The sequence below is a fragment of the Sphingobacterium puteale genome, assembly GCF_003627955.1.
GTDB lineage: Bacteria > Bacteroidota > Bacteroidia > Sphingobacteriales > Sphingobacteriaceae > Sphingobacterium > Sphingobacterium puteale.
This window is the reverse complement of the sequence record NZ_RBWS01000020.1, coordinates 1-24,466: the sequence shown is the minus strand read 5'-3', so window position 1 is coordinate 24,466 and position 24,466 is coordinate 1. Positions and strand designations below refer to the sequence as shown.

Sequence of the window (24,466 nt, the reverse complement as noted above, 5' to 3'; positions counted from 1 at the left end):
TAATTTGTCTTAAGATTGTAATTTGTATATTTTATTTTTTAATATTGCTTATTTTTCTTAGATTTGCCTGGCAAATAGAAAACCCAATACATATTTGCCATGCAATTAGATCCACAAAAATTCGTAGCAGAAGGTCTCACTTACGATGACGTCTTATTAATTCCAGCTTATTCTGAAATTTTACCACGTGACGTCGATACGAGTACCTCGCTGACAAAAAAAATCAAATTAAATATTCCATTGGTTTCTGCTGCAATGGATACGGTAACTGGTGCTGATTTAGCAATTGCGATCGCACAAGCGGGCGGTATTGGTATGTTACATAAGAACATGACGATTGCAGAACAAGCCGCTGAGGTGCGCAAAGTAAAGCGTTCTGAGAGTGGTATGATCCAAGATCCGGTCACACTATTAGCGAATGCTAATGTTGGAGATGCCTTTAATATTATGAAGGAACATAAGATCGGGGGAATTCCAGTAGTGAATGAAAAAGGACAATTGGTGGGTATCGTGACCAATCGTGACCTTCGTTTTCAGAAAGATATGACTCGTCCGATCAATGAGTTAATGACAAAAGATAATCTTGTCGTAGCTCCCGAAGGGACGGATTTGGTCAAAGCAGAGGAAATCCTTCAGAACGAAAAAATAGAGAAACTTCCAGTTGTCAATAATGAAGGCATCTTGAAGGGTTTGATCACCTTTAAGGATATACAAAAATATAAACATTATCCAAATGCTGCCAAAGATAGCCACGGCCGTTTGTTAGTAGGTGCTGCAGTAGGTGTTACGCCAGATACCTTGGACAGGGTTGAAGCTTTGGTAAAAGCCGGTGTGGACGTGGTGACCATTGATACTGCACATGGGCATTCTAAAGGTGTAATCGATAAATTGAAATTGGTAAAATCCAAGTTTCCGGAACTACAGGTGATCGTAGGGAATATCGCAACAGGTGCAGCTGCAACAGCGTTGGCTGAAGCTGGTGCTGATGCCGTAAAAGTAGGTATCGGACCTGGTTCGATCTGCACAACACGTATTATCGCAGGTGTCGGCGTCCCTCAGCTTTACGCTGTATATGAAGTTGCTAAAGCACTTAAAGGAACGGGAGTACCATTGATCGCCGATGGTGGTATCAAACAAACAGGTGATATAGCAAAGGCTATTGCTGCTGGAGCAAGCACGATTATGGCGGGTTCTTTATTTGCGGGAGTAGAAGAGGCTCCGGGCGAGACAATCATTTACGAAGGTCGTAAATTTAAATCGTACCGTGGTATGGGATCGATCGAAGCAATGGAAAAAGGTTCTAAAGACCGTTATTTCCAGGATGTGGAGGATGATATCAAAAAGTTGGTTCCGGAAGGTATCGTCGGACGTGTTCCTTACAAAGGTACATTGGCTGAAGTCGTCTATCAGTATATCGGTGGCTTGCGTGCTTCAATGGGCTATTGTGGTGCTGCAACAATCGAGAAGCTACAGCAGGCGCAATTTGTTCGCATTACAGGCGCTGGCTTGAGAGAGTCTCATCCACATAATATCTCTATTACAAAAGAGGCACCAAACTATAATAGCAGAGGCTAAACAAGTGACACTATAAAAATCCGACGATTTTAAATTGTCGGATTTTTTTATGCAAAAATATTGGCTTGATTGCCTTAGTGATCGATAGGAAATTTGTACTTTTATACCCTATTCTCAGGTTTTAAAATTTAAGGAGTTAATTTGGATTATTTAGCGGGTTTAAACCCTTCACAACGAGGAGCCGTAGAGCAAACAGAAGGCCCTGTCATGATTGTTGCAGGAGCTGGTTCAGGAAAAACACGGGTAATTACGTTCCGTGTAGCACACTTGATTCAAAAAGGCGTTGATCCATTCAATATTTTGGTATTGACATTTACGAATAAAGCGGCCAAAGAGATGCGCGCGCGTATTGTTTCTGTCGTAGGAAGCGAAGCGAAAAATATTTGGATGGGGACATTCCACTCCGTTTTCGCAAAGATACTTCGGGTAGAAGCTGAACTGATCGGATACCCCCGAAATTTTACCATCTACGATACAGATGATACCAAAAGTCTGCTGCGTGCCATCCTAAAGGAAATGAACCTGGATGACAAATTATACAATGTCAACCATGTCTATGGCCGGATATCCCAAGCCAAGAATAACTTGATCTCGCCACAGGAATACAATAAAAATGAAGCCATATTAGCCGAAGATATTTCGAATGGACGTGGGCAGCTGGGGCAGATTTATATGACCTATGCACAACGCTGTTATCGCGCGGGTGCCATGGATTTCGACGATCTCCTGTTCAAGACAAATGTTTTATTGAACAAACATCCAGAGGTATTGCACAAATACCAGCATCAATTTCGTTACCTGATGGTCGATGAGTATCAGGATACGAACTTTTCCCAGTACCTGATCGTAAAACGACTGGCCGCTGTCAATGAGAATATCTGCGTTGTCGGTGACGATGCACAATCGATATATGCCTTCCGGGGCGCGAATATTCAGAATATCCTGAATTTCCAGAAAGATTACCCGGACGTGAAGATTTTCAAATTGGAGCAGAATTATAGATCCACCAAAATGATTGTCAATGCGGCCAACTCAGTGATCGCCAATAATCAGAACCAGCTGGAAAAGAATGTTTTTTCGGATAATGAAGAAGGTGAAAAAATTAAGGTTTCACGTGCTTTTTCCGATAATGAAGAAGGGAAAATTGTTGCAGATCAGATTATTGAAGAGAAATCCCTGAAAGGACTTAATTACAAAGATTTTGCTATTCTTTATCGGACCAATGCGCAATCACGGGCGATGGAAGAAGCCCTGCGCAAGATTAATATACCTTATAAGATCTATGGTGGAACGTCCTTCTACCAACGGAAGGAAATTAAAGACCTGATCGCTTATTTCCGTCTTACCTTCAATCCCAATGATGAGGAAGCATTGAAACGGGTTATTAACTACCCACGTCGGGGAATCGGAGATACAACCATAGAGAAGATTATGATTGCTGCCGATCAAAACCAATATCGCATTTGGGATGTGGTAGCCAATGCGGCACATTTTCTGGACGGTCGCAGTGCGACTTCCGTGGGAGGTTTCGCACAGATGATACAGAGTTTTCAGGCATTGGCTAAAAATAACAACGCATTTGATACCGCTATGCATATCGCACAGCACTGTGGTATATTGAAAGAACTATACGAAGATAAATCTGTCGAAGGATTAGCGCGTTATGAAAATATTCAGGAGCTACTTAACGGTATTAAGGAGTTTTCGGAACGCGAGGATATTGAAGACCGTGGTCTTGATATATACATGCAGGATATTGCTTTGTTGACCAATGATGACAACGATAAAGATCCAAATGCAGATACGGTTTCGTTAATGACAATACACTCTTCAAAAGGACTTGAGTTTCCAATCGTATTTATTGTAGGTCTTGAAGAAAACTTGTTTCCGTCTCAGTTGTCATTGAATTCCAGAACAGAATTAGAGGAAGAACGAAGACTTTTTTACGTTGCTGTTACCAGAGCTGAAAAAAAATTACTACTTTCGTATGCTACTTCGCGATATCGTTGGGGGACGTTGAATAACTGCGAACCCAGTCGTTTCTTGGATGAACTGAATCCTGCTTGTCTTGCATTGGATTTTAAACCCCGACAAACTTCCGCCTCAGCCGGAAGTTTTCAAGGCGAACGAGTTGCGTGGCAACAAAAGGACAGTGATGATGTGTTTTCGAAACCTAAGCCTAAGCCAATGGTTAAAACAACGTCTATACTGCCCAAAGCCCACAAACCTACTGCGGGTTTTGCTCCTTCTGATACATCAAATCTTCAGGTCGGCATGGAAGTTGAACATGAACGCTTTGGATTTGGTAAAGTTGTCAACCTAGAAGGAAATAAAGGAGATATAAAAGCAACTATTTTCTTTAAGGAGTTGGGACAGAAACAATTGTTGCTTAAATTTGCAAAACTTAGAATAATTCAATAATAAAATACCAAAACGAAATCTTAACCGTTTAATAGGTACTTATATTAGCTATATGAACTTTGACTACAACAGCACTAGGCCAAAATTGATCCTTGCAGAATATGGCCGCAACGTGCAAAATATGGTAGATTACATTTGTACTTTACCCACAAAGGAAGAAAGAAATAAACATGCCCAAATCGTGATCGACATGATGGGGGTGTTGAATCCACACTTAAGAGACGTTTCAGATTTTAAGCATAAACTTTGGGATCACCTACAGATTATCTCGGATTTTAAGCTTGATATTGACTCACCATATCCAATCGCTACTGCAAAAAGTGTGAAGCATGAGGTTGAACATTTGGGCTATCCGCAACATTCCATCAAATTCAAACACTATGGATTTACGGTGGAGAAAATGATTGATAAGGCCTTGAAGGTGACCGATGAGTCTAAACGGGAGCAGATGGTGATTGGTATCGCCAACTTTATGAAAATGGCCTATGTCACCTGGAACAAGGATTCCGTATCCGATGAATTGATTATTCAGGATCTGAAGGAATTGTCCGGCTACCAATTGACTTTACCCGAAGGTACGGTATTGACTAAACTTGATTTTAAAACTCCGCCTCCGGGAAACCGTGTCAAAGGCCCTACAACAGGCAATTCAAACGGAAACAATAATAATAGCAACAGCAACAATAACAACTCTTCAGGTTATCAGTCGAAAGGCGGCGGTGGCAGTGGCAAGCCTCGTATGTCAAACAACAATAACAACATGAAGCGGAACAATTTTGGTGGCAGCAATAACAATAACAACAATAGAAATAGAAAACCTCAGAATAATTACAATAATAATAAAAGGGGCTAGTTCTTTAAGTTTTTAATTTATAAGTAGCGGGCAATTGCGAAGTGATTCATATATTTCTTTACAATTGCCTTCTTTATTTATGGAATGGATTTGTTTATCAGTTCCGGTCAATAGGATCTGACTGAACCGAATCTGTGCATTGGAAAATTCCATAAACTTTTTTCAATACAATTTTGTTGATTTTAAGAAGTCCGGATTTTCATTTAGTGACATCAGGAAACTAAATTATACCTCGGGTTTTGTTGTAATAAGAAGATATCAGTTATATAAATGAATGCATTTGAAATAATCGGTGGAAAACCGTTAAAGGGAGAGATTATTCCACAAGGAGCAAAAAATGAAGCTTTACAGATTCTGTCAGCAGTTTTACTGACTGAAGAACCCATGACCATCAGTAATATTCCGGATATTAAAGATGTCAATAAGTTAATCGATCTGTTGGCTGCATTGGGTGTTAAAATTGATCGTATAGATAAGGATACTTACGTTTTTGAAGCCAAAGACATTAATATAGATTATTTCCAATCGGCAGAGTTTAAGGAAAAGGGTGGGGGCTTACGTGGTTCGATCATGATTGTAGGACCATTATTGGCTCGCTTTGGCAAAGCTGCCATTCCAAAACCGGGAGGTGATAAAATCGGGCGCAGACGTCTCGATACACACTTTCTGGGTTTTGAAAAACTAGGCGCTAAATTTGTCTACGACGCATCCACACACTTCTTTAACGTAGATGCTACCGAATTAAAAGGTAATTATATTTTATTGGATGAAGCGTCCGTAACCGGTACGGCAAATATAGTTATGGCTGCTGTATTGGCCAAAGGAACAACAACAATTTATAATGCGGCCTGTGAACCTTATCTGCAACAACTCTGTAAAATGTTGAATCGTATGGGGGCTAAGATATCGGGTATCGGATCTAATTTGCTGACCATAGAAGGGGTACAACGTCTTGGCGGAACATCGCATCGTATGTTGCCTGATATGATTGAGATCGGTTCTTTTATAGGTTTGGCGGCAATGACAGGTTCAGAAATTACGATTAAAGATGTCTGTTTTCAGGAATTGGGCATAATACCTTCGGTATTTTCCCGTTTGGGTATTCAATTTGAATTGAGAGGGGACGATATATTTATTCCAGCACAGGATTCTTACGAAATTGATACCTTTATTGATGGTTCTATCTTAACAATCTCAGATGCCCCATGGCCCGGATTTACACCAGATCTATTGAGTATCATTTTGGTGGTCGCAACGCAGGCGAAAGGGAATGTATTGATTCACCAAAAGATGTTTGAAAGCAGATTGTTCTTTGTCGATAAATTAATAGATATGGGGGCACAGATCATTTTGTGTGATCCGCACCGCGCGACCGTAATCGGAATGAATAAATCCCATCCTTTGAGAGGTATCGAAATGACATCTCCTGATATTCGTGCGGGAGTATCTCTATTGATTGCGGCTTTATCTGCGAAAGGAAAGTCCGTGATCCACAATATCGAACAGATCGAGCGTGGATATCAAGACATCGAGGAGCGTTTACGTAAACTAGGAGCAGATATCAAACGTGTAGACGTCGAACCCAAAGGCCACTAGTCAAATATTTGTATAGCACGCGTAAAAGATTATTGTGAAAAGCTAAAAAAGCCCCGGAACTTGTTCCGGGGCTTTTCTTATCCGGCTATCCGGACTATACCAAAGGAGCTGGTGCTTCTTCTTCAAATAATGGGAATTCCTTGATAATGTTGTACCAAGTGATTACCTTCTTGATATCTGATGTATATACACGAGATTCATCATGGCCAGGAGCAACTTCACGGAAAAAATCCCGCAATGTAGCACCATCTGATTTCGTGTCAGGTAATGTTAAACCTTTTTCTTTAATGGTTTCGAAGATATCCAAAAGACGGATCTCCTCTTCGTCACCATAAATGGTAATATCTTCCAATGTTGCCATTTTTGTCGAAGATAAACTTACCACAGTCTTAATTTTTGCTTGATCAAGGGTTTCTAAAATAAAACCACCTTTGTTTTGTCCAACCAATTTGAACAATCCTGGCTTACCAGTTACAGATACTAATGCTCTTAAATTCATCTTAATTTTTTTAAATCTCCAAGAATTAATCTTCGATTACTTCAATTGATAAAATACGGTCTCCTTGTCTGATATCGTCTACTACATCAACATTCTCGATTACTTTTCCGAAACAAGTATGGTTGCGGTCCAAGTGGGCAGTGTTATTGCGGCTGTGGCAAATGAAAAATTGAGAACCTCCTGTATTGCGACCAGCGTGAGCCATTGACAATACACCCCTGTCATGGTATTGATTTTCACCAGTTAATTCACAATCGATTTTATAACCGGGACCACCTGTTCCGGGGATACCTGCAGCACCTTCACGTGAATTTGGGCAGCCACCTTGAATAACAAAATCAGGAATAACACGGTGGAAAGCCAATCCATCATAATATCCTGATTTAGCAAGTTTAATAAAATTTGCTACTGTATTTGGAGCATCAGCTGTGTAGAATTGCACAGTCATGTCGCCTTTTTCTGTTTTAATAATCGCTTTACTCATGTTCAAAAATTTTTATGAAATACAAAGATAATGTTTCAGAGTGAAATGCGAAGTAAATCCCAATCTCCATTTTTCAAAATCGCGTTATTTGTAGCAATACGACCGAAAAAAAATGCGAAATATTTTATATATTTATGTTAGCTAGCCGGTTATAGTTTTAACAATGTCAAATCTACATAAATTAGTTATCAGGGAGTGGTCCGAGGCGGACCGTCCCCGCGAGAAATTATTGAATCAGGGACGAAGGGCCCTTTCCGATGCGGAGCTATTGGCGATTCTGATTGGATCTGGTTCAATGGAGGAAAGTGCGGTAGGACTTTGCCGGCGTATTTTAGCAGATGCCAACAATAGCCTGGATACACTTTCCAAGATGGAGGTCAATGAATTGAGTCGATATAAAGGCATCGGTGACGCCAAGGCCATATCGATTATTGCTGCCTTGGAGCTGGCGCGCCGTAAGAAAGAATCTCCGGTAGAGGAAAAGAAAATGTTAAATAGCAGCAAGCGGGTCTATGACTTTATGAAACCTATCCTGCAGGATTTGCCCCATGAGGAATTTTGGACCCTCTACCTGAATACGGGATGCAAATTGTTGGATCAACAGCTTATTGGTCGTGGCGGAAATGATTTTACACCGGTCGATGTCCGGATTATTCTGAGAAATGCCCTCGCAACAAAAGCACACGCGATCGTCCTGATCCACAACCATCCCTCAGGGACTTTGCTTCCCAGTAATGCTGACAGAATTCTGACGCAAAAAATTGTCGAGGCATCAAAAATTATGGATATTAGGGTAAACGACCACCTGATCTTTACAGACAATGGATATTATAGCTTCAGAGATGAAGATATAATCGATTAGCTATAGCAATCTGATATGAGCAAAAATAGTATTGAACGATTTACCGACAGGGTTGTGGATTATGAAAAATTCAGACCCAATTATCCCAAAGAAATTATTCAGATTCTTCAGGAAAAGATAGGTTTGAATAAAAGCTGGCTGGTAGCAGATATCGGCAGCGGTACCGGCCTATCCACGCAGTTATTTTTGGAAAACGGAAATGATGTGTTTGCTGTGGAGCCCAATAGGGAGATGCGTGAATCTTTGGTACACCATTTTAAAACATACCGGAACTTAATTGCATTAAACGCCACGGCTGAAGATACCGCTATCGAGTCCGGTTGCGTGGATTTAATTTTCGCTGGACAATCTTTTCATTGGTTCGATCGGACCGCCTGTTTCCAAGAATTTAACCGCATTCTAACGGAAACCGGTCATATTGTGCTGGCCTGGAATCAACGTGATCCGGAAGATGCTTTCCAGAAGGAATATGAGCAGTTTTTACACAATCATATTCCCAGCTATCAATCTGTCAGTCATAAAAATATATCCGATGGGGACCTTCGTATTTTTTTTGCCGATAGGCCAATGACGAAGGTATCCTTGCCCAACCAACAAGTATTTGACCTGAAATCCTTTTTGGGAAGGGTAAGATCATCCTCTTATTTTCCTAAAGAGGAGACGGAGAATAAAAATTTATACGATGACCTTCGCTCATTGTTTGAAAAATATGCGATCTCTCAACGTATCGTGTTTCGGTATATTACAGAGATTTATATCAGTTAAGATTAAGCGACAGGAATCTGTAGGGCTTCTTTCGATAGTTAAAAAAATGTTAAAGATATGACGGGAATAGGTGTGTGGCATTTTATTTGGAAGTGATTTAGGCATAAGTAAAAAAGATATGCTGAGAGTTGAATTGATATTCTTTAGACGCTGCTTATTTTTACTGCCAATTTTTGTGTTCGCAAGTAGAGTTAATGGTCAGCAGCTTACTTTCTTAAATAATTGGGATGAAAATTTCCCTATTGTAAATCATTGGATAGATCCTTTTTTTCCGGTAAATATGCAATCTCATGTCGTTAGTTTGGAACGAACGGAGGATAAAGATAAAAAGGCTATTGCAAAGGAGCAAACCATGGATAAAGTAGATGCGGCGGCTGTTGATCTTTCTAACGTGGTCGTTGCACGTAGTAGACATCGAGGAGATATCAGGTATTCTTCTTCACGTTCAGGTGCGTTATATCGTGTTGCTTTGGACAAACAGACCGATGAACGGTATGAGGGTAAGCCTGTTTTTTTGGATGCTAAGGGGGTAAAATATATAATTGACTCGAAATATAGAAAGCAAATTATCAGATAACAGAATAGCTAAGTTAAAACGCTGTTTAAAAAAATAATGCGGGGAAATTTTGGTATTTGTATTGTACTTTTACTTATAACTATTTAAATAGAAATTGGGGCATGACGGCAATAAATTCTACCGTAAAATCTTAAGTAAATAATCCTTATCAAGGTAAAAAGCATCTAAGCTTCCACCATCTTCTAGAATAGTGCTACTGATTTCCTTTTTATGCTGCTGAAGTGCCTGAATTTTATCCTCAACTGTATTTGGGCTGATCAGACGCACCGCGGTGACATTCTTTTGTTGGCCAATGCGGTAGATACGATCAATCGCCTGTTGTTCCACAGCCGGATTCCACCAGGGATCAACGAGATAAACCACATCCGCAGCAGTGAGGTTAAGCCCAGTTCCTCCGGCCTTGAGGCTAATCAGAAAAACCCGGCTATCTTCGTTCGATTGGAAATCACTGACAAGCTGCCCCCGGTTTCGCGACTGACCAGTGAGGGTGAGCGAGGGGATTCCATTTTTATCCAACGCTTCTTTAATTAGATGCAACATGCTGACAAACTGCGAGAACACGATGATTTTGTGCTGATCTTTTTTATGCTGAATTTGCTCGATCAGCATTTCAATCTTTGCTGAATCTTCGACAGATGTTAGATCTTCGCTCTGGAGCAATTTACTGGAATTGCAGATCTGCCGTAATTTCGTCAGACCTTTCAGAACATGCATCGGACTTTTCTTGATTTCATCCCCATCTTTAGCAGAGATAAACTCCCGAAATTCTTTTTCATAGAGATCATATATCCGTCGCTGTGCGGTTTTCATTTCGCAATAGAGTACCAATTCATTTTTTGCAGGAAGATCATCCAATACATCCCGTTTTGTTCTTCGAAGGATAAAGGGTTTTATTTTTTCCTTTAACATCTTCTTTCTTTTGCGGTCGTGAAAAGCATCAATTGGCGTCGTATAGACGTCTTTAAAATATTTTTTATTTCCCAATAAACCCGGAATGGCGAAAGAAAGCTGCGCGAACAAATCCATGGTATTATTCTCTATAGGTGTTCCCGTTAGTATGATACGATTTCGAGAGTGCAGTAAATTTACCGCCTTGTACCGCTGTGAATCCGGATTTTTTATGTATTGAGACTCATCGAGTATAACATAATTGAAGGTCAGCTTTTTTAACCTATTGATGTCGGTCAGTAGATTATGGTAAGAAATAAGCACGATATCCAGTTCTTCAAACTGCTCGCTTATGTCGCGTCGGTTTGACGCCTCTAGGACGACTGTATTAAAAGAGGGTAAGAATTGCTCAATTTCGTGCTTCCAGTTAAAAATCAGCGTCGTAGGGAGAACAAGCAATGTTGGTGTGGTTATGCCCTTTGCTTTTTGAGTGGCCAGAAAGGCAAGGATTTGGACTGTCTTTCCCAGCCCCATATCATCCGCTAGGCAGGCACCAAAATTTAATTTGTCCAAGAAGTTGAGCCATTGTAGCCCTTGCTGCTGATAGTGACGCAAATCGCCAACAAAAGTATCGGGTAATTGCACCGGCGGGTAGCTTGCTGATGCGGAGAGCTGATTTCTTAAATAATCGACCTCGACGGATACGGCATGATCGATCTCTTCGTTGGAAAAGAGCTGGTCGATTTCATTAAACTTGTATTTGGGAATCTGAATAAGTTCATCTTCTATAATTTCGGCAGCGTTAAAATAGGCTTCAAATTTTTCCAGCCATTCCTGAGGCAGGATACCAAGTGTGCCATCGTCCAGGGGAATAAATTGAGAACGGTTGCGGACTGCTTTTTCCAGTTTCTTCAGTGAGACACTTTTGGGACCAAATTTGACCTGAATATTGGCATTAAACCAATTTTGTCCACTTAATACCTCGATCTGTATGTTACCTTTGAACCGGCTAAGTTTATTGCCTCGTATGGTATTGAAGCCAATGATCTGGACTCCGTGTTGGTGCCACTCTTCAAATGCATTTAAAAACCAGTTTTTATCGAGAAAATATTTACGGTGTAAATAAAGGTGTTGAAAACTATCATCATCCAATTGCTCCTGAAAATAAGAATGCTGCTTGAGGAGCAGTGAGATGACTTTTGTTTCAGCCTCTTTTTTCCGCTCTACCAAAAATTGAGATCCTTTCGCATCTGTTCCAAATATATTTCTTTTACTCAGGATCGGAACCTCAACATCACCGTAACGCATGACAGGAATGATATTTACAAAATCTTCCGATTCCTCCAGGAAAATAAGTGCCTGCATATCCTGATAGTAGAGGTTTTCTTTCAGTTGCGGTTTATTCGCCTTGGGGATATCCTTAAAATTTAACGCTACCGAATTGGCCAAAGGAGCCAAGAATAATTCGTTAAACTCTTTAAACTTATTCCGGTGTATGCGCAGCTCATTTCCTTTGTTTCCAAACAAACGGATCAGTTTGAGATGAAGCTTATTCTCAACAAGATATAGGTGCTTTTTTATGGCGATAAAATGATTGAAAAGAATAGTCAGATCCTGTAGTTCGTAAGTAATGCCATGAAGGGATAATTCTCCTTTAATGCAATAAAAGGAACCGCTCTGTTCGATCAGCAGTTTGATTTCGCCTTTGTTCAGACCGATTTGAATCGGAGATAGGGAAGTAGCCGTTATATTTTCTGCTTTTTCATAATCATGAAGGAAAAAATCCAGACCCAAAGGATTCTTGGCAATGGCCCGCAGACTTCGGCCAATGGGTGTATCTGTCTGTTGTAACGGTTGTGCCAATTGGCTGATCGCCGCAAAGAACTGGGTTTCGTCAACGGATTCTGTTTGCCAGATCCGTGATTGGCTCTCCACTGTGGAAATGGGGTTTTTCGGCTTGCCCGATTTCGACAGTGGTGCCTGACATAGCAGGATCTGTAATTGTTTATAATAACGATTACGTGTCAGTACAATGAAGCTATACAGCTGTTCACTGTGAATTTTAGAGGGGCTGGTTTGTGGCTCCAGGAGATCAAAATCGTCTATGGATGTCAGGTGTTTATCTTTGAGAACAAATTGTAGCGTTGCATCTTTAATATGTGCTGAAAAATAGTTTTCCAATAAGGGCTCATGTTCTAAACCATATTGTACAGCAATCTTTTTTAAAAGATTTCGATACCGGTTAAAGTCAAAAAAAGACAACCAGTTTTCTTGTCCGAATAGCCTTGTCAATGTCGCTTTCTGGTGACTACAGAAACCTGTCTCCTCACAATTGCAGAAAAGCGAAGTTACAGGTGATCTGTAAATAACCGTCACCCGGAAATCCCTGTAATTTTCGAGGATCTGAAAGGTCGCCTGGTTGAATTCCATCTCCAGGACATTGATTTGGATATTCGCCAAGACGGTATCCATCCAGGGGAAATAAGAGTAACGGCTTACTGTACCGAAATCTATTGTTGTCAATGTATATTGATGGAACTCCATATAATACGGTATTAAAAATGAAAATTCATGCCACCATAATAATTTCGCAATGGAGCAGGATTGAAATATCTGCCTCCAAAAGCATTGATGTCATTGCCTAGGCTGTATTTTTGGTTCAATAAATTGTCAGCACCAACAAAAAAATTGAGCTGATATCGCTGGCCGATCGCTTTATTCCAGGATATTTTGCCCTGTAAAAGATGGTAACGTTTTGCATAAACGGTATTGGCGTCATCCAAGGGTATTGCAGCGGTTAAATTTGAAAGAAGATCCAATCGAATTTGGTATGGAAAAAGGGCATTTAAGGTATTGACCCAAACTGTTTTCGGTACCGCAGTTAGTTTGTTACCACTATAATCTTTATCTCCTATCTTATAATTTTTGAAAGCATAATTATTTAACGAGAAATTGCTTCCCACCTGTAAACTACGGATAATCCCCGAAGATTTTGGAGTCATCAAGTAGGTCAATATAGCGGCTTCAATTCCCTTTTGATCTATCTTTCCTGCATTCTGAAAATATTCTGCTCCTGTTTCACGTACTTGTCGAATAATGGCATCATTCATTTGATAACTGTACACTGAGGCATCAAAAATAACTCGACGGTTCCACAAATGCCATCGAATGCCAAATTCATGGTTGGTGCCGGTCTCCGGCTTGAGGTCGTTATTAATTATATTGTCGGATGAGCGTACTTCAGCAATTGTCGGCGCAGAAAATCCCTTTGAGATCGAGGCCCGAAGCGCGAAAGTTGCTGTAGCCTGATAGGAAACAGCTGCCCGTGGCATCCAGGTATTCCCGAAATCGATGTGTGATTTATCCATCTGGGCTACAGGATAGCGCTGTTGATAAGCGATTTTATTCTCATTGAGTCCGACAGATAATTCGACCTGAAGGCGTTCCAGCCAAGCTAACTGTGTGCGCGCAAAAAATGATTGCTGGCTGTTTTCCAATTTATCTTTCGCCTGGGGATTACCAATATTACCCTGATTATTATCATAATTGTCAATATCGTACCAGCCTTTTTGTGCCTCTAAACCAAATTGCAATTCATACTTTAGGTTTTTGCTGATCCGATCGACATAGGATAGGTACAATCGTGTGCCCAGATTTTTCTCATCCCTTTTTTCATAATTTGTGATAAAAGGATTTTTAATTTGGTTGGATGAACCGAATACATTAGCAAAAAGGGTTAATTTGGTACTGATATTCGTTTGGTTGCTCAGGCCGCCAAAAAATGTTTTATCGTAGATGGCTGCTTTTTGTTCTGCAGCACTTGGATTGGGCCCGGCCTTAGGGCGGGACTGCCGTCGATCGCTTTCCATTTGTGCAGCAGTCAGGCCGCCGGGAGTCTGATATCCCAGATCAGTGTAGAACCCTGTAAATTTCAGTTCAGAATGTTTGGCATATTGCCAATTGTAGTTTAGCTGAATGTTTTTCTTGTTTAAAGATGAATGCTGTCGATATCCGTCACTACGCGTCCAACTTTGATTGATGGCCAACTGCTGTGTGTGGTTTATGGGCAGTACGGCATTGAGCTGCTGCTGAAATAGGCCATAAGAGCCCCCTGTTAGCTGAAGGTTGACTTCGGGCTTGGTCAAGGTATGATAACCTTTGCTGTAGAGTGAAATTACACCACCGGCATTTGCACCATATATGGAACCATCAGGCCCCTTCAAAATATTGACCTGGTTTATTGTGTAGGGGTCAATCAAATTTAGATAGGTATTTCCCCCTGCATCTGTAAGCGGAAAGTCGTCAAGATAGATCTTTACATTACGTACGCCGAATGGAGAACGCAGCATACTGCCACGCAGTGCAAGTCGGTAACTCCCCGGGGAGCGTTCTTCCATACGTAGTCCGGGCACTGTATTCATAACGGAGACGAGCGCCGGCGATTGCTGTGATTGTAGATGTTGCTGGCTTAACACAGCCGCCGATGAGGTTAGTTTCAATAAAGGCTGTTTAGTAAAATAGGCTTTAATCTCCACTTGTTCAAGCCTATTGCTGGTGCTGTCAGTAGTCTGTGCATATAATTTGCCACTTAGACAAAGGGCGACGAGTACGTAATTTCTTTTCATGGCTAATGGTTCGATCGGCTAGTCCGCAAATTCTTGGCTAAAGTAAATTTCAAAAATCTCTTTGGTCTTATTGTATTTTAGGCATTGATAATTCGCATATACTGAACTTGTCGGTATACACAAGGTATTAGCCGTGGTATTTTTCGAAAAATCTTTGCTTAGGCATCCCCGTTTCAGATCGATGTTGTTATTTTTTGAGATATCATCAATGGAGAATGCCTTGTCATCGATCAAGTAATTTGATCGACTCGAACGTATATAGTCTTCCTGATAGATCAGTTCGGCTGCAATGCTATAATCTATTGTGCCATTCGTATAGTAACAATCGGATTGTCGCAATAAATTTGATACATGAACATCCCGATACAGTGTTTTAAACCGTTTGCTCTGCTTGTCAAAAAGAATGATTTCAATTTGATGTTTTTCTTTATCATAGACGACATAAGCAAAATCATTTTCCTTGTTGCCAAAGATATCCCCATTTGTGTGAGCCAGCAAATTGAGGTTTGTATGGCTTTCGAAATAATTTTTTTGGTTTTCAGCAAGGTCCTTAAGCAACTTTAGATGTAATTTTTCAAAGAGCCCCTCCTCAGCCAATTTGACGAGCTGTTGTCGTTGCAGATTAGCCGTCTCTTCGGTCCGTGGATTAGCATAGTTGGATGTATCAAGAAGAGGTTTCTCTGTGCGCGGGCTTTCAGCCACCTGTCGGTTTTGGTCGTTGACCGCACGGTCATGTGTCGGGATATTTTGAGAATTAGATTGAATTGTCTGCTGACAGGAAGCAAATCCAAAAAGCAAAAAGTATAGAAAAATCGTCTGTAAATTCATGCGTATTTATCTTCAATGGGAGACTCCGTCTATCGGATTTTAGGCGACGCCACAATATCGGCTAATTTAATGATTTTATAGAAAAGAAGTCTTGCTGCTTTCCATTAAATTAAAACGCTTCATTCAATCCGAGGAAGAACCCACGGGATCCATATTTTCCTATGGCGTAGTCCAAACAGAGATTTGTTCGAGTGGCTTTGTTAAACAGGACGCGTAATCCTGCGCCGCCTCCCGGCTGCCATCTTTCAAAAAGTTTTGTGCCTAATTCATCGCTAGCACTTTGGAGATTAAAAAATGCTGCACCGCTCAAAAAACGGTTTTTTAAAATTGGAAAGCGATATTCCGTTTCTGCGTAGGCAAAAGATATCCCCTTAAAATAACCAATTGTATAGCCACGGCCTGTTCTTACAGCGGCATCCCTTCCTGTCCCCGGAAGATCAAAGTAAGGGAGGACACCCCCCAGCTTATAGGAGCCCCAATACCAGAATGCAAGTACATGTGCGGGATCGGATTGCGATACACTAAAGTATTTACGAAAGTCAGTCGTGAGTTGGACGGCACTTTTGCTACTGCCCAGTAAGGTTGTATTCCATCGCAGGCCAATATCCGAATAGATTCCCTTATAAGGTCTGTTGGGATTATCGCGGGTGGTGTATTGCATATTTAGCAACAGTCCGTTTGAATTATAGCTATCTGGAGCAAAACCATGTTTTTCCGTGTAAATAGTATTGGGTGTAATATTCCCGTTAGGACCACTGCTCGTTATCTTTCGACGAAGGTCAAATGCCAATCCAGCTCCTAGAAACAAATCATCAGCAACCTTTTTGTAGACCTTCTCATTAAACGTAAAGGCATTGTATTTGGCTCCATATTTTTTATGTTCGGGATTCGCAAGCATTTCCTCTTCTTCATTGTTCCATTTGCCGTAAGGAGTCATCCCCAAACCCGCATCCAATGCAACCATTTTGACCAAAGCGAAAGCTCCTTGAAAATTCAGTTTATTGTTTGGGGTGAACACATTATGGCTGATGTAGAAAACCATAATGTTTTTGGTCGTGATGGACGCTGATGTTGCAGCAATTGACATGGTCGTCGTTTTTGGATCCCCCAATACTTTCCCCGCAACGGCTTTGACACCGATCTGCCCACCGATCGTAGGGTTATAGGCGATATTTGGCATTAGCGTAATCGGAGAACGTTTGCTCGAACGTTTCTTTTTGCGTTTAGGATGAATAATGCGACCGATTAAGTCCGATATATCATATTGGCTTGCCAAAATCGAATCGCGTTGTTTCTTATAGAATGAAGCGGAATCTATTTCGGTTTCAGATTGAGCTACAAGTGTATTGGATACCAGCAGGAGGCACGATAGTAAAAAACAGAAAGTGAATAAATAGTGATTACGTAATGGTCGCTGCATACCTTCGGGTTTATCTTAGATTTAAACGTCAAAAATATTAAAATGTTTTCTAATCGGGCAAAGCCAATTCCGTAAAACATAGATATTGGCATAAACTGATAAGCGTGTAAAGGTTATTGGTCCGGATAAATGATCCGGGATTACGGCCCAACGGTGCGGGCGGAATATTTTTGGCAGTAAGAGAGAATCCGGTAATTAAACTTGGAAGTAAGTGCAAATTTATCTTAGTTTTGATTATTTAATTCGGAGATATGATCAGACAAAACATATATCGCTTCAGTTTGGCCTTGCTGTTGCTAACGGGGTTTGCGCAAGCACAGGAACTCTATACACCCAGGAATATTAAACAAGCCATTGAAAAAGGCACACGCACCACCACCGGAGAGCCCGGTAAAAATTACTGGCAAAACTTTGGGAAATACGATGTAAAGGTACAATTGGATCCCGCGACGAGGACTGTTCGTGGAAATGAGACAATTTTATATACCAACAACAGCCCTGATACTTTGAAGCAATTGGCTATCCGATTTGTGAATAATGTACATAAGCCCAACGCCGTGCGTGCTAACTATGCCTCGGATGATTATTTGACCTCGGGGTTGAAAATAAAATCATTTACGCTCAATGGAAAGGTTTATGAGGTAAATAGTGCGGATTGGGGCACAGTCAAAATTGGTGATTTTGGGCAGAAAATTCTTCCCGGAACGGTGGCAACCTTAGAGATTAGCTGGGAATATCCGTTATCGGTTGAGAGTGATCGCGAAGGCCTGCTCAATGCATCTACTTTCTATTGTGCTTATTCCTATCCACGTGTATCTGTCTATGATGATTATAATGGCTGGGATGTTTTGGAGCATAACGGTAGACAGGAGTTCTATAATGGTTTCAATGATTATCAGTTTGAAATTGCTGTTCCTAAGAATTTTGTTGTCTGGGCTACAGGTGAGCTTCAGAATGCGGCGGAGGTATTGCAGAAGCCTATTTTAGAACGTTTTGAGCAATCGAAACAAAGTGATGTGCCTATTCATGTTGCTACAGCATCTGAGATGAAAGAAGGTCGGGTGACCGCACAGCAGGATTGGAATAAGTGGAAGTTTAAAGCGACTTATGTTCCTGATTTTTGTTTCAGTGTGAGTGACAATTATATTTGGGATGCTGGTAGTGTGGATTTGGGAACGAAACGCGTCAGTGTACAATCCAGTTACGTCGCCGGTACTCCCGATTTTGAACAGTATATTGGCTGGCAGCAGTATTGCATCGACTGGTTTTCCAAAAATTGGCCCGGTGTGACCTACCCTTATCCGACGATGACAGCAGTACAAGGGTTTGCGGATATGGAATACCCGATGATGATCAATGATTCGAGTGTGCCCGATAATTTTGTTGATGCCCGACAAACAGCGGATCATGAGATTGCGCACACCTATTTCCCATTTTACATGGGAATTAATGAAACCCGCTATGGGTATATGGACGAAGGCTGGGCTACTGCACTTGAATTTTGGATTGGTAATGCAGAAATCGGAGCCGAAAAGAACAAGGAGCTCTTTAAAGACTCACGTGTGAAACGATATATTTTTGACCCGTCCACCGAAGAGGATCAGCCATTGATTACCATGACCTCACAGTTAAATGGTCTGGGGTACGGAAATAATGCCTATATCAAAGCTGCCTTATCGTATATCGCGTTACGGGATTATTTAGGTGATGCGGTTTTCAAAAAAGCACTACATCATTATATGGATCTTTGGCATGGTAAGCATCCAACGCCATGGGATTTCTTTTACAGCATCAATGCCGGAGCTGGTCAGAATTTAAATTGGTTTTGGAAAAACTGGTATTTTACCAATAATTATATTGATTTAAAAGTGGATAGCTTTAAGCAATCTGGTAATAAAAACACTTTGTCGATCAACAACGTAGGAGGATTTGCGGTTCCTTTTGATGTCTTGATTACCTATACGGACGGCACTTTGGAAACAAAACATCAAACACCTGCAATTTGGCAACAGAATGAAAAACAGGCAACAATTACCTGGTCATCACCTAAGAAGATAAAAAAGATTACGTTGGATGGCGGTGTTTTTATGGACTATACAGCAAAAGACAATGACTGGGAAGCTGTAAACTAATGTATCAATTCAATTGGATCAATCGCTGCGCTAGGGGAGATTGATCCAAATTCTCACCCGATGAAGTTTATGTTTGCTCAAGTCATAAGTGTTGTGCTGATCTTCCTCACGACGTATATAATTCGGTAAATGAACTGGATTTATGATCCAGATGTATTTAAAAGAAATTATCGATAGTTCTGAAAGTAAGATTGACACGTGGTTTAAACACTTTTTTTGTCGGGGGTAGCCGATGTAGCCAATAGGTCTGCGTGAGATCTTTCATGACTAGAAGACTACCATTTTCCAAAATAAGATCTATCTTTTCTTTTGTGGTTTTATGTTTGAACGCAAATTTTCTTTCGGCTCCAAAACTTAAAGAAGCAATTGCCCCATTTTTTTTCAGGTCCTTTTCTCCGTCACTATGCCAGGCCATGCCTTCGTCACCATTGTGATATAAATTTAATAAGCAGGAATTATAGGTTTCCTGTGTTTTCAATTCAGCAAGAGCTTTTAGCTCGAGAAGTTCTTTTGTCCAAGGGAGAGCCCTTTTGGTGGTGTTGGAATAGCTATATTCAAAGGCCTGTTCGCCGTACCAGGCAACTTTGCGTTTGGTGATAATTTCATTTCCAAAAATAATAGCGCGATCATTTACCCATTCGATGGAATCCATTAACCGGTCGAAATAGTGATTTGCTTGGGCCTGATCTAGTATTTTGCCGTAGTAATTCACTGTCCCGTCATAGGGTAGTATATTTTTGTTTCCATCAAAAAGATTGTCGAAGAGTTCCATGATATCCTTGCTGTTTTGTTTTTTTATATTGCGGCATGGAGGCTTTCCCAGCCTATCATCGCTGTTTTCCGCATCGGATCCCAACGATAACCGCCAAATATACCACTGTTTTGAATAACCCGATGGCAGGGGATCAGATACGCAATCGGATTGCTGCCAACGGCGGTACCTACTGCGCGTGAAGCCTTGGGGTTTCCGATCTGAGAAGCAATTGAACCGTAAGTGCTTAAATTGCCCATGGGAATTTTTAATAGTGCCTCCCATACTTTCAATTGAAATTCCGTCCCCTTGAGGTGCAGTTTCACCTGACCGATACCGCCATCCTGTGGATTTAATGCTTTTAGTGCATTTTCGTGCATAATGTCTCTTTGTTGTATAAATTTAGCGTTAGGAAAACGACTTTGGAGTGCTTTGAATGCAGATTCTTTATCTTCTTCATAAGCGATATGACAGATACCTTTGGCGGTGGAAGCGATGATAATAGGGCCAAAAAGTGTATCATAGTAATCATACGAAATGAGCAGGTTGGCACCTTCATTCTTGTACTCAGCAGGTGTCATCCCTTCGATATTGATAAATAGTTCGTGTAACCTGCTGCTACTTGAAAGGCCCAGCTGAAAAGTGGTTTCTGCAATATTGTTTTCCTTCAGTAGTGATTTGGCATGATTTAAACTGATATATTGCAAGAACTTCTTTGGGCTTGTGCCTGCCCAGGAGGTAAACATCCGTTGAAAATGAGCTTCACTCATGTAGACATGAGAAGCGATCTGCCCCAATGTGGGTTGATTTCTGAAATTTTCTTGTAAGAAATGTATAGCCTTGGCGATACGTTGAAAATCTACTTCTTGTTGAATAGTCATGATTGTCCATTTAATTTATACAAAGTTGCTAAGAAGAAGAAGTTAATAAAATCCGATTTATGCTATATTGGAAGAATGCTAGGAAGTTTTATCCGAGTGTCCCAATGATTTTTCAGGAGCGACAATATCCCGGATCAGTTGTTTTAGCTCCTTTATCTCCGGAAATCGGCCTGCTCGCTTTCGATCGAAGATTTCTTTGCCGTCTATGCGTATGGTATAGCGGCCTGAGATTTCACTCGGAATAAGCAGGACGCCGTGGATATCTTCGGTGAATGAGCTCAGGATTTCTTGGGACATATAGGCCGCACGGAGCATCCAATTGCATTTTGGACAATACTCGATTTCAATAACAGGTTTTGTTGCCATGATTTAAACTAAGATGGTATACATTCTATATAACAAATGTACTTATCTCTCTGCTGTCATCAAAACGTGCATAAGAAATCCAGCCCAAACCGTTGACAAATAGTCGTTGAATAGTGTGGGCTGGAATCTTATTTCATTATATTGTTCTTCAGTTAACCGATCTTTAATGAGGTCATGGTGAGGGAGCCTGCTACAGAATTGTCATTGAACAAAAATAAATCTTCATTTTTTTCCTGTAAAGCCAGACTATAGATTAAAGGAAGATAGTGCTCCGGTGTAGGGATTGCCAGATCAAACTCTTTCCCCTGCTGTCTGAACTCAATTAAAGCCTGATGATTTCCATCCAGAATAAACTTTTTCATCTTATCATTGGCAATGGTAGCCCATTCGTAAGCATATCCTGTTGTATTGAGTTTATCCCAGGCTACCATTCGGAGATTGTGGACCATGTTGCCACTTCCGATAATCAATACACCTTTTTTTCTTAGCTCAGCCAGTTGCTGTGCAATTTCATAATGATAGGCAGCTGGTTGGGTGTAGTCGATACTCAACTGAATAATGGGCACGTCGGCATTTGGATACAGGTGTTTGACAACAGACCAGGAGCCGTGGTCCAAGCCCCACTTATCGTCCAGATGAACCTCTGTTTTTGTGACGATGCGTTTTGTTTCATGGGCTAATGAGGGGCTTCCGGGAGCAGGGTATTGCACGTCAAACAAAGCTTGTGGGAAACCACCAAAGTCATGGATTGTAGCAGGATGCTCCATGGCGGTAACAAATGTTCCACGTGTCTCCCAGTGTGCTGAGATCACTAAGATTGCTTTCGGTTTTTCGAATGTTTGTCCTATTTTTCTGAACCCTTGAACAAATTCATTGTCTTCAATGGCATTCATGGGGCTTCCATGTCCTAAAAAAAGAACCGGAAATTTGTCTGTAGCAGCAAGGTCAGTAGAAAATTTACGTAATGAACTTGCGGGACCTGCTATGCCTGATAGGGAGAGTGTTGCCATAATTTTGATAAAGTCCTTTCTACGCATTTGAATGATACGAATAGCGTTAATATTCCTACAAAATTAGACAGTCTGGAACGGTATCAGGTATTGTTTTTTAGCCAAATTGTTGTATTATTCGGAAATCAGTTTCTGAATCTCATGTCTAAATTCAGATGGGGTCATTCCGGCTTTCTTCTTAAAAACATTGGTGAAATAAGCTTTTTCCTGATAGCCTAATTCGAAACCTATTTCTGAAATGGTCTTATTGGTTGTTAGCAGCAGGTTTTTCGCCTCTATCAGTTTTCTTGTTTCGATGATCTCCGATACACTTTGCTGCAATATACTTTGGCAGATCAGATTTAAATTACGGGCAGACATAAAAAGTTTTTCTGCGTAATAGTTAACGCCCTCCGGTCGTCGATAATTTTCTTCCAGTATAGATAGAAAACTGGTGAATGTTGTACTTTGGTTTTTCAATTGTTGTTGTGCGGCTGGAAATTGTTTTTTTCGCTCAGACTCGATCATAATAAATATTGTACTTAGCAACTGCTTAACTACTGCATAGTCAGCTACGGCTTGTTGCATTTCCTGTTGCATCATTTGGCACAAAATCACCAGCCTGGAAAAACAGGAGGGCCGAAAAAATTTCAATGTCGCATTTTCGTGAAAATGTGCATAGAGCTGGAAGGTCGTTTCGGGAATAAATTCACTTTTAAATCTGATCACCCAAAAGTCGATCTTTTGGTCCAATAGGAGAGGTGTTACCCGATGATTTTTACCTTGCGCGACAAAACTGACGAAAGGAGCTGTATAGGTTTCCGCTTTAAAATCGATAAAATGTTTTAATTGCCCTTTGACACCAATAATCAGTTCTTCGAAATCATGTTGATGTATTTCGTTTTTCGATTCTTGGATGCGTAGTGCTTCATTTGCATCAAGCTGGTAAATTTTGAAAAGTTCGTTCAAAATCGGTGATGGTGATTAAATTTCCTTTTATCCGAATATACGGTTTAATTCGTGATTTTTGACTTTTAAGCTTCAAAAAGCTGTGTTTCTACTGAATTTTACGCGTTGCTAGTTTATGTCAGTTTTTTGGCTGCGGTCGGAAAACTGCTCGCCTCCGAATCAGGTTTGAATACGATCTAAATGGTTGATTCAAGCGAATTTTGAGAGGTTGGATTTGGTATCGTTCATGTCGCATCTCCGTCTTTAGTTTATGTTATGATCTGCTCAGGTATCGATTTTATAATAGTTTAGAAATAATCTAGACTTAGGTTAGGATTTAGTTAGGTATAGGTTAGCTTTTAGCTAAAGAATACCTAAACTAAACCTAAACAAAACCTAACTAAAACCTAACTAAACATAGGGTCTGTACCGACATTGTTGTTGGTATTGTTGCCTTATTTTTCTATGGGCTCCGCGGACTGCCCGGCTGCGGTTCTTATGCCTGCCCATGATTCGGTCTCCCCGGTCCCCCGTTCCGCCATAGAGCCCGTCGGAGATCCGCGGATAACCGTCCATTTTCGTCCCCCGGAGCCCCCAGGATCCTGTTTCACAAAAAGAATCCACCAAGTTCCCAGCGAGTTACAGGGATATTGAAAGAAAATAAAACAAAAGTCTTGGAAGTCTGCCCGAAATCTCCCTATCTTTGCACCACTCCGCAAGGGAGGTAGGGTTGCTTCGAGAGAGGTGACCATGAAAAAAGAGGGGCCTAACGGAGGTTAGGCGCAGAAATCGGGAAAAAAGAAAGAAAAAAAACTTGAGAAAGTTTTTTGGAATTCCGGAAAAGATTTCTACCTTTGCAGTCCCGACGGAAACGGCGGGAAAACAGAAAAGATAAAGAGGGACCTGGTGTCCATCGGAATATAGCGGATACGGAAGTTGAAGCGCAGAAAGTTCTTTAAGAAAACACAATCATGTAGCGTGACGAGTAGACAGACGAAAGTCGAAA

The 24,466-nt window shown here is 40.9% G+C and carries 20 protein-coding genes; 8 read left to right on the top strand and 12 right to left on the bottom strand.

Translation table 11 applies throughout. The annotated features are described in order from the left end of the window. Nucleotides 1-99 precede the first annotated feature (99 nt). From guaB to murA, 4 genes are all read left to right on the top strand, one after another. A complete protein-coding gene (gene guaB, locus D7322_RS22400; protein WP_121126442.1) occupies nucleotides 100-1,575 on the top strand; it encodes an IMP dehydrogenase in 1,476 nt (491 codons plus the stop codon). A gap of 141 nt (nucleotides 1,576-1,716) precedes the next feature. After that, entirely contained in the window at nucleotides 1,717-3,996 is a 2,280-nt protein-coding gene (locus tag D7322_RS22395; protein WP_121126441.1) for an ATP-dependent helicase, read from the top strand. A gap of 52 nt (nucleotides 3,997-4,048) precedes the next feature. Then, a complete protein-coding gene (locus D7322_RS22390; RefSeq protein ID WP_121126440.1) occupies nucleotides 4,049-4,849 on the top strand; it encodes a DUF4290 domain-containing protein in 801 nt (266 codons plus the stop codon). A 270-nt stretch (nucleotides 4,850-5,119) separates the two neighbouring features. Further along, a complete protein-coding gene (gene murA / locus D7322_RS22385; RefSeq protein WP_121126439.1) occupies nucleotides 5,120-6,445 on the top strand; it encodes a UDP-N-acetylglucosamine 1-carboxyvinyltransferase in 1,326 nt (441 codons plus the stop codon). A 94-nt stretch (nucleotides 6,446-6,539) separates the two neighbouring features. Here murA and D7322_RS22380 read toward each other — a convergent pair whose 3' ends face one another. Together D7322_RS22380 and D7322_RS22375 are read right to left on the bottom strand one after the other, a co-directional pair. After that, the gene (locus D7322_RS22380; RefSeq protein ID WP_104385787.1) at nucleotides 6,540-6,944 is read right to left on the bottom strand and encodes a DUF5606 family protein; all 405 of its coding nucleotides are present in this window, start codon (nucleotides 6,942-6,944) and stop codon (nucleotides 6,540-6,542) included. 25 nt (nucleotides 6,945-6,969) lie between these two features. Then, the gene (locus D7322_RS22375) at nucleotides 6,970-7,428 is read right to left on the bottom strand and encodes a peptidylprolyl isomerase (protein WP_104385786.1); all 459 of its coding nucleotides are present in this window, start codon (nucleotides 7,426-7,428) and stop codon (nucleotides 6,970-6,972) included. Between the two features lie 163 nt (nucleotides 7,429-7,591). Here D7322_RS22375 and radC point away from each other — a divergent pair, with 163 nt between their 5' ends. From radC to D7322_RS22360, 3 genes are all read left to right on the top strand, one after another. After that, nucleotides 7,592-8,290: a RadC family protein gene (gene radC / locus D7322_RS22370; protein WP_121126438.1), complete on the top strand. Its 699-nt coding sequence runs from the start codon at nucleotides 7,592-7,594 to the stop codon at nucleotides 8,288-8,290. A 15-nt stretch (nucleotides 8,291-8,305) separates the two neighbouring features. Next, nucleotides 8,306-9,055: a class I SAM-dependent methyltransferase gene (locus tag D7322_RS22365; RefSeq protein ID WP_121126437.1), complete on the top strand. Its 750-nt coding sequence runs from the start codon at nucleotides 8,306-8,308 to the stop codon at nucleotides 9,053-9,055. A 118-nt stretch (nucleotides 9,056-9,173) separates the two neighbouring features. After that, complete coding sequence (locus tag D7322_RS22360) at nucleotides 9,174-9,632, top strand: hypothetical protein (RefSeq protein WP_121126436.1); 459 nt, start codon at nucleotides 9,174-9,176, stop codon at nucleotides 9,630-9,632. 117 nt (nucleotides 9,633-9,749) lie between these two features. Here the strand turns inward: D7322_RS22360 and D7322_RS22355 are convergent, their stop codons facing one another. From D7322_RS22355 to D7322_RS22340, 4 genes are all read right to left on the bottom strand, one after another. Next, a complete protein-coding gene (locus D7322_RS22355; RefSeq protein ID WP_121126435.1) occupies nucleotides 9,750-13,064 on the bottom strand; it encodes a DEAD/DEAH box helicase in 3,315 nt (1,104 codons plus the stop codon). An 11-nt stretch (nucleotides 13,065-13,075) separates the two neighbouring features. Next, a complete protein-coding gene (locus tag D7322_RS22350) occupies nucleotides 13,076-15,145 on the bottom strand; it encodes a TonB-dependent receptor (RefSeq protein ID WP_121126434.1) in 2,070 nt (689 codons plus the stop codon). 18 nt (nucleotides 15,146-15,163) lie between these two features. Further along, nucleotides 15,164-15,973, bottom strand: a complete 810-nt coding sequence (locus D7322_RS22345) for a hypothetical protein (RefSeq protein WP_121126433.1) — start codon at nucleotides 15,971-15,973, stop codon at nucleotides 15,164-15,166. Nucleotides 15,974-16,082: 109 nt separating this feature from the next. Beyond that, nucleotides 16,083-17,393, bottom strand: a complete 1,311-nt coding sequence (locus D7322_RS22340; protein WP_121126432.1) for a BamA/TamA family outer membrane protein — start codon at nucleotides 17,391-17,393, stop codon at nucleotides 16,083-16,085. A gap of 251 nt (nucleotides 17,394-17,644) precedes the next feature. On the opposite strand from D7322_RS22340, the gene D7322_RS22335 reads away from it, so the two are divergent. Next, a complete protein-coding gene (locus tag D7322_RS22335; RefSeq protein ID WP_121126431.1) occupies nucleotides 17,645-19,525 on the top strand; it encodes a M1 family metallopeptidase in 1,881 nt (626 codons plus the stop codon). A 157-nt stretch (nucleotides 19,526-19,682) separates the two neighbouring features. On the opposite strand, the gene D7322_RS22330 is transcribed toward D7322_RS22335, so the two are convergent. The 6 genes from D7322_RS22330 to D7322_RS22305 form a co-directional block, all read right to left on the bottom strand. After that, nucleotides 19,683-20,297 (bottom strand): alpha-ketoglutarate-dependent dioxygenase AlkB family protein, encoded by a 615-nt coding sequence (locus D7322_RS22330; protein ID WP_121126479.1) that lies wholly within the window; start codon nucleotides 20,295-20,297, stop codon nucleotides 19,683-19,685. A 23-nt stretch (nucleotides 20,298-20,320) separates the two neighbouring features. Further along, a complete protein-coding gene (locus tag D7322_RS22325) occupies nucleotides 20,321-21,157 on the bottom strand; it encodes a methylated-DNA--[protein]-cysteine S-methyltransferase (RefSeq protein WP_183078811.1) in 837 nt (278 codons plus the stop codon). Between the two features lie 78 nt (nucleotides 21,158-21,235). After that, nucleotides 21,236-21,523 (bottom strand): SelT/SelW/SelH family protein, encoded by a 288-nt coding sequence (locus tag D7322_RS22320; protein ID WP_108636909.1) that lies wholly within the window; start codon nucleotides 21,521-21,523, stop codon nucleotides 21,236-21,238. A gap of 152 nt (nucleotides 21,524-21,675) precedes the next feature. Further along, nucleotides 21,676-22,533: a 4,5-DOPA-extradiol-dioxygenase gene (gene ygiD / locus D7322_RS22315; RefSeq protein ID WP_220700158.1), complete on the bottom strand. Its 858-nt coding sequence runs from the start codon at nucleotides 22,531-22,533 to the stop codon at nucleotides 21,676-21,678. Between the two features lie 114 nt (nucleotides 22,534-22,647). Next, nucleotides 22,648-23,481, bottom strand: a complete 834-nt coding sequence (locus tag D7322_RS22310; RefSeq protein ID WP_121126429.1) for a helix-turn-helix transcriptional regulator — start codon at nucleotides 23,479-23,481, stop codon at nucleotides 22,648-22,650. 434 nt (nucleotides 23,482-23,915) lie between these two features. Continuing rightward, complete coding sequence (locus D7322_RS22305) at nucleotides 23,916-24,212, bottom strand: hypothetical protein (protein WP_121126428.1); 297 nt, start codon at nucleotides 24,210-24,212, stop codon at nucleotides 23,916-23,918. Nucleotides 24,213-24,466 lie beyond the last annotated feature (254 nt).

Bases quoted from the DNA above. Each gene is read 5' to 3' on its own strand.
- D7322_RS22325 (WP_183078811.1), bottom strand. From the start codon at position 21,157: ATGACTATTCAACAAGAAGTAGATTTTCAACGTATCGCCAAGGCTATA.
- D7322_RS22340 (WP_121126432.1), bottom strand. From the start codon at position 17,393: ATGCAGCGACCATTACGTAATCACTATTTATTCACTTTCTGTTTTTTA.
- guaB (WP_121126442.1), top strand. From the start codon at position 100: ATGCAATTAGATCCACAAAAATTCGTAGCAGAAGGTCTCACTTACGAT.
- D7322_RS22375 (WP_104385786.1), bottom strand. From the start codon at position 7,428: ATGAGTAAAGCGATTATTAAAACAGAAAAAGGCGACATGACTGTGCAA.
- D7322_RS22345 (WP_121126433.1), bottom strand. From the start codon at position 15,973: ATGAATTTACAGACGATTTTTCTATACTTTTTGCTTTTTGGATTTGCT.
- D7322_RS22305 (WP_121126428.1), bottom strand. From the start codon at position 24,212: ATGGTCACCTCTCTCGAAGCAACCCTACCTCCCTTGCGGAGTGGTGCA.
- ygiD (WP_220700158.1), bottom strand. From the start codon at position 22,533: ATGGCAACACTCTCCCTATCAGGCATAGCAGGTCCCGCAAGTTCATTA.
- D7322_RS22390 (WP_121126440.1), top strand. From the start codon at position 4,049: ATGAACTTTGACTACAACAGCACTAGGCCAAAATTGATCCTTGCAGAA.
- D7322_RS22350 (WP_121126434.1), bottom strand. From the start codon at position 15,145: ATGAAAAGAAATTACGTACTCGTCGCCCTTTGTCTAAGTGGCAAATTA.
- D7322_RS22320 (WP_108636909.1), bottom strand. From the start codon at position 21,523: ATGGCAACAAAACCTGTTATTGAAATCGAGTATTGTCCAAAATGCAAT.
- D7322_RS22360 (WP_121126436.1), top strand. From the start codon at position 9,174: ATGCTGAGAGTTGAATTGATATTCTTTAGACGCTGCTTATTTTTACTG.
- D7322_RS22355 (WP_121126435.1), bottom strand. From the start codon at position 13,064: ATGGAGTTCCATCAATATACATTGACAACAATAGATTTCGGTACAGTA.
- D7322_RS22380 (WP_104385787.1), bottom strand. From the start codon at position 6,944: ATGAATTTAAGAGCATTAGTATCTGTAACTGGTAAGCCAGGATTGTTC.
- murA (WP_121126439.1), top strand. From the start codon at position 5,120: ATGAATGCATTTGAAATAATCGGTGGAAAACCGTTAAAGGGAGAGATT.
- D7322_RS22335 (WP_121126431.1), top strand. From the start codon at position 17,645: ATGATCAGACAAAACATATATCGCTTCAGTTTGGCCTTGCTGTTGCTA.
- D7322_RS22330 (WP_121126479.1), bottom strand. From the start codon at position 20,297: ATGGAACTCTTCGACAATCTTTTTGATGGAAACAAAAATATACTACCC.
- D7322_RS22365 (WP_121126437.1), top strand. From the start codon at position 8,306: ATGAGCAAAAATAGTATTGAACGATTTACCGACAGGGTTGTGGATTAT.
- radC (WP_121126438.1), top strand. From the start codon at position 7,592: ATGTCAAATCTACATAAATTAGTTATCAGGGAGTGGTCCGAGGCGGAC.